General features: G+C 68.0%; 1 protein-coding gene. It reads left to right on the forward strand.

The genetic code is table 11. The features are described from left to right. Window positions 1-71 precede the first annotated feature (71 nt). Entirely contained in the window at window positions 72-1,484 is a 1,413-nt protein-coding gene (locus tag DLJ47_RS35280) for an IS30 family transposase (protein WP_109906715.1), read from the forward strand. The last annotated feature ends 13 nt before the right edge of the window (window positions 1,485-1,497 follow it).

The raw sequence follows: 1,497 nt of genomic DNA on the forward strand, positions 1-1,497 counted from the left end.
CAAGGCGAATTCAACTGATCGTCGCAACACCTCGACCACGGAGGTTTGCGATGGGGCGCGGTAAGAAGCAGATGCGTGGCGTGCCGGTTGGTGCGCGTCGCCAGTGGGCGTCGGATCGGGCGTTGCGGCCGCCGATGCGTTCACCGGGACGGCCGGAGCCGTCTCGTGCGGTGCAGCGGGACTTCTGGCGGCGGATCGCGTCGGGAGTCACCACGCTGGAGGCCGCGGAGGCTGTGGGTGTGTCGTGGCCGGTCGGGTACCGGTGGTTCCGTCACGCTGGCGGCATGCCGCCGATCAGTCTGGACGAGCCCACCGGCCGTTACCTGTCATTCGCCGAGCGCGAGGAGATCGCGCTGCTGCGCGCCCAGGGAGTCGGCGTGCGGGAGATCGCCCGCAGGATCGCACGCGACCCGGGAACCATCTCACGCGAACTGCGTCGCAACGCGGCGACCAGGGGCGGTAAGCCGGTCTACCGAGCACTGGTGGCGCAGTGGAAGGCGCAGCAGGCCGCGAAGCGCCCGAAGACCTCGAAGCTCGTGAGGAATGGCAGGTTGCGGGAGTACGTGCAGGACCGGCTCGCCGGCCGGTTCCGGCGACCCGACGGCACGATCGTCGCCGGGCCTGAGGCGCCCGCGTGGAAGGGGCTGAACAAGCCGCATCGGCAGGACCGCCGCTGGGCGACGGCGTGGAGCCCGGAGCAGATCTCGCACCGGCTGCCTGTCGACTTCCCCGATGATGAGTCCATGCGCATCAGCCATGAGGCGATCTACCAGTCGCTGTTCATTCAGGGGCGTGGAGCGCTCAAGCGTGAGCTGGTCGCGTGTCTGCGCACCGGCCGGGCGCTGCGGGTTCCCCGAGCGCGGTCCCAGAACAAGCCGCAGGGGCATGTCACTGCCGATGTCGTCCTGTCCGAGCGCCCCGCCGAAGCCGCGGACCGAGCAGTCCCCGGGCATTGGGAAGGGGATCTGATCATCGGGACGGGCCGTTCCGCGATCGGCACGCTCGTCGAACGCTCCAGCCGCTCCACGCTCCTGGTGCATCTGCCTCGGTTGCAGGGGTGGGGCGAGAAACCACCCGTGAAGAACGGTCCCTCGCTCGGTGGTTACGGCGCCGTCGCGATGAACACCGCCCTGACGGCATCGATGACGAAGTTGCCCCAGCAACTGCGCAAGACCCTCACCTGGGACCGTGGGAAGGAACTCTCCGGTCACGCGCAGTTCGCCCTCGACACCGGCACGAAGGTGTTCTTCGCCGATCCGCACTCGCCCTGGCAGCGGCCGACGAACGAGAACACCAACGGCCTGCTGCGTCAGTACTTCCCGAAGGGCACCGACCTGTCAAGGTGGTCCGAAGAGGACCTCGAAGCCGTCGCCCTCGCGGTCAACAACCGACCTCGCAAGAGCCTTGGCTGGAAGACCCCGGCCGAGGTCTTCGCCGAGCAGCTAAGCTCCCTGAAACAGCCCAGTGTTGCAACGACCGATTGAACTCGCCCAATAC

The organism is Micromonospora sp. S4605 (assembly GCF_003176715.1).
In the GTDB taxonomy this organism is placed as follows: Bacteria; Actinomycetota; Actinomycetes; order Mycobacteriales; family Micromonosporaceae; genus Micromonospora; species Micromonospora echinaurantiaca.